This is a genomic window from Methanospirillum sp. (assembly GCF_035406105.1).
Taxonomy (GTDB): domain Archaea; phylum Halobacteriota; class Methanomicrobia; order Methanomicrobiales; family Methanospirillaceae; genus Methanospirillum.
The window spans coordinates 1-4405 of sequence record NZ_DAONKG010000202.1 but is presented as its reverse complement, the minus strand read 5'-3'; the positions used below and the strand labels follow the sequence as shown (position 1 = coordinate 4405).

4 protein-coding genes are annotated in these 4405 nt (G+C 46.7%); all 4 read left to right on the top strand.

Translation table 11 applies throughout. The features are described 5' to 3' along the window. Positions 1-208 precede the first annotated feature (208 nt). Positions 209-349, top strand: a complete 141-nt coding sequence (locus tag PLA23_RS10880; protein WP_324331924.1) for a hypothetical protein — start codon at positions 209-211, stop codon at positions 347-349. Positions 350-379: 30 nt separating this feature from the next. After that, on the top strand, positions 380-1591 hold the full coding sequence (locus PLA23_RS10875; RefSeq protein WP_324475193.1) for an AAA family ATPase: 1212 nt from the start codon (positions 380-382) through the stop codon (positions 1589-1591). Further along, positions 1588-2205, top strand: coding sequence for a DUF4276 family protein (locus tag PLA23_RS10870; protein WP_324475192.1), 618 nt, complete (start codon positions 1588-1590; stop codon positions 2203-2205). Before PLA23_RS10875 ends, PLA23_RS10870 begins: the two co-directional genes overlap by 4 nt. A gap of 111 nt (positions 2206-2316) precedes the next feature. Continuing rightward, positions 2317-4405: DUF499 family protein (locus PLA23_RS10865; protein WP_324475191.1), on the top strand; the 2089-nt coding region annotated here is incomplete at its 3' end.

Genomic DNA, 4405 nt, shown 5'->3' with positions numbered 1-4405 from the left:
GCTCAGGGAAGTCTTCCGGGGACGACCGGGCAACAGACATTGTAAATATCGGTTGAACATAAATTGCATGCTATAACCAGCATAGAATAAGGAAAAAAGGTCACACACTGTGTGAAGTATTGATATTATCACAAAATAATCTCCAAGGAACAATTATAGAACCTGACTCCTATACCAATCAACGATTACAATAAGAGGGATCCTGATAATGAAAGAAATTTCAGAGCACCCAGATAAGCTGGAGGAAAAGATGAAAGAGAAGGTTTTAATCTTCCCGGTGAAATATCGTGGTACTCTCACAGGTTTTCATGGAAGAGAAGAACGGCTCATGCGAGATGAATGGGACTGAACATCACGAACATAAAAGGATCAGAGGAGAATGGGAAGATCTGAGAAACCTCCCCACATAGAAAAACTGGTGGTGAAAAATTACCGGGTCCTTCGTAACCTGGAATTATCAAAGCTTACCCCTTTAACCATATTTATCGGCCCAAATGGGAGCGGTAAATCGACGATATTTGATGTATTCGCATTCCTGTCTGAATGCTTCACCCAACCGGGGGGACTACGAACTGCATGGGAGAAGAGGGGAAGGTTTAAACATCTGCGTTCACGAGGAAGCACTGAGCCAATATCAATTGAGATAAAATACCGGGAAAAAAGTGACTCGCCACTCATCACCTATCATCTTGAGATAGATGAACGGGAACGAGGTCCGGTGGTGACGAATGAATGGCTCCACTGGAGGAGAAATGAGAGAGGAAAACCATTTAAATTCCTGGATTTTTCTGAAGGGCACGGCACCGTCATCACCGGTGAGAATCCGGATGAATCAGCAGAAAGACAGGTCGAATCTCTCAAGTCACCGGAGACATTAGCCGTTGCAACACTAGGTCTGTTCTCAAAACACCCCCGGGTGAGTGCTCTTCGGGATTTCATCACCGGATGGCATCTCTCATACCTGACTGCAGATACTACCCGGACCACTCCTGCAGCCGGAGGGCAGGAACACCTCTCATCAACGGGCGATAACCTGCCAAATGTGATTCAGTATCTCATGGAGCGGCATCCCTTTGTGTATGAAGAGATTTGCCAGACCCTGGCATCCCGCATTCCACGACTCAGCCGTATTGAGGCAGAGATCATGGGAGATACCCGGTTAAACCTTCAGATATATGATGCACCATTCAAAGAACCAGTCCTTGCACGCTTTGCATCCGACGGGACGTTGAAAATGCTTGCATACCTGGTTCTCCTCAATGACCCAGTTCCAGGATCACTTATCGGAATCGAAGAACCTGAAAACCAGCTTCACCCCCTGCTCCTCCCTCACCTTGCAGAAGAATTTCATAAGGCAACAAGCAGGACCCAATTACTGGTGACAACCCACTCACCTGCCCTTATCAACGAAGCAAAACCGGAAGAAGTCTTCTCGATCTACCGGGATGAAGATGGATATACCAGGGCAGAACGGCTGTCAGATATCGAAGAACTGAAAGGCTTTCTGGAGGAAAAGATCCCTCTCGGAGATCTCTGGATGGAGAATTTTGTCCCGAATAGTGATCCCATTACCTATTCCAGATACCAATGAAGATTGACATTCTGGTTGAAGAGCCATCCATGAAAGGATTTCTGGAGCCAGTTCTTCCAAAGATTATATTTCCTCCGGATACCTGGAGCATCCATGTTTTGTCGTGCTTTAAGACTAAACTTGAAAAACGGCTTCGTGGATTTACTCATCTGGACCCAGGAAAATACAGAATAATCATCATCAGTGACCTTGATCGAAAAGATTGCAGGGAGATGAAACACTATCTCGAAGATATCGTCCACCGGGCTGGTCTTCATACAAAAACCAACCCAGATATGGATGGTTCCTATTCGGTGATTACAAGACTTGCAATTCAGGAACTGGAATCATGGATATTGGGAGATTTCCACGCAATACATGCGGTTTATAGTCGTGTCCCGGAAACACTTGGGACCCATTCGAAATATAAAACTCCTGATAATGTAGGAAATACCTGGGAATCACTTCATGCTTTGCTGAAAAAAGGTGGGTACTGTGGTGACATCTATCCAAAGATTGAAGTAGCCCGAAAGGTAGCTTCACATATCGACCCTCACATGAATCAGTCTCAAAGTTTTCAGATATTTCTTCAGGGACTGAACACACTCCTCTCTTCTTCATCACCATCCACATAATCAGGAGAGATCTTTAACCTTTTCACCCTCATCCAAGAATCAAAACCGAAAAATTCTATTATCTATAATTAAGAGTTCTAATAACCGGTCTTTATATCCTGGTGCATTGAGATGGCATTATCAAATTACGACAGAGTGGGAAGGGCGATGGATCAGCTTAAAACCGGACTTATGCGGTTTGTTGAGCGAGAAATGAGATCCCAGTATGGTGATTCTTGGCAGGAGATGATAACAGATATTCCTCCACGGGATGGCTGGGTAGATTATTGGGATGTCCAGAAACTACTCCTTGTCATGTGGGATCAGTGGGCAAAGGTCTTCTCACAAATATTAGGTCATACTGAAAGAAGTCTTGTTTCAGAACTCAGAGAGACCAGAAACCAGTGGGCCCACCAGAAACCATTCTCTACGAATGATACTCTTCGTGCCCTCGACAGCACCGCCCGCCTTCTTAATGCAATATCTGCATCCGATGAACATGCCGAAGTTGAAAAAATGCGGATGGACCTCCTTCGTCTTCAATTTGAAGAGATGCGTAGGAATGAGATGCGAAAATCATCGTTCCAACCAACCGAAGGAAAACCGATGGGAGGCCTCAAACCCTGGCGGGAGGTCATCACTCCTCATCCGGATGTAGCCTCCGGGCGATATCAACAGGCTGAATTCGCCGCTGATCTATGGCAGGTCTATCTTGGGGAAGGATCTGATGAATATAAACACCCGACAGAATTCTTCCGCCGGACATTCCTGACTGAAGGACTCAGACAACTTCTCGTGAAAGGTCTGGAGAGGCTTGCGAATAACCGGGGGGACCCGGTCGTTGAGCTACAAACGAACTTTGGTGGAGGGAAAACACACTCCATGCTTGCACTCTGGCATCTCTTTTCCGGGACTCCTGCATCAGATCTACCTGGAGTAGAAGAACTTCTCAAAGATACGACGACCACAATAACTCAAAATGTCAGAAGAGTCGTCCTTGTTGGAACAAAGATATCACCGGGTCAGCCGGTAACGAAACCTGATGGCACAATAGTCCGAACACTCTGGGGAGAAATAGCCTGGCAATTGGGCGGAAAAGAAGGCTATGCTATGGTGAAAGAGGATGATGAAAAGGCGACCAACCCAGGTGACCGACTTCGTGAACTCTTTAACCGGTACTCTCCCTGTCTTATCCTCATAGATGAATGGGTCGCCTATGCCAGACAACTCCATGAAGGTACTAATCTCCCGGCTGGAACTTTTGAAACACAATTTACCTTTGCCCAAGCCCTTTCTGAATCAGTAAAGGCCGCAAAAAACACCATGCTCGTGGTCTCAATACCGGCATCAGATAACGAAATTGGTGGAGAATGGGGAAAAAAGGCACTTGAGCGGTTGAAAAATGCTATAGGAAGATTAGAATCGCCTTGGCGTCCGGCAAGTCAGGATGAAGGATTTGAGATCGTCAGACGTCGTCTTTTTCAGCCTCTTACCCATGAGCAGGCAGTCCACCGGGATGCGGTAGCCAGGGCATTTATTGATTTTTACGGAACTCACACTACGGAATTTCCTATCGAATGTCGGGAAGGAGAGTATGAGCGACGGATAAAGATGGCATATCCCATTCATCCTGAGCTCTTTGACCGGCTCTATAACGACTGGTCAACGCTGGATAAATTCCAGAGGACCCGTGGTGTCTTACGGCTCATGGCTGCTGTCATCCATTCCCTGTGGGAGAGACAGGATGCCAATCTCCTCATTATGCCTGCAACGGTCCCGATTGATGATTCAAATGTTCAGTTTGAATTGACCAGGTATCTTGAAGACCAGTGGGTCCCGGTCATTGAGAAAGATGTTGACGGGCCACACTCTCTTCCGCTCAGTCTTGACCGGGATAATCCAAACTTAGGGAGATTCTCTGCATGCAGGAGAATAGCACGTACCATTTATCTTGGTTCAGCCCCGACTATCCGGGCATCAAATCGCGGCATCGACGAAAAACGGGTGAAACTTGGATGTGTCCAACCGGGAGAGACGGTCCCGACATTTGGTGATGCCCTCCGAAGACTGACTGATAAGGCAACCTATCTCTATGTTGATGGAACCCGGTACTGGTATTCCACACAACCCTCTGTAACCAGAACGGCTGAGGAACGGGCTGAAAGAAAATCTCCTGAAGATGTATGGGATGAGATTCAACAGAGACTGAACAAACACGCGA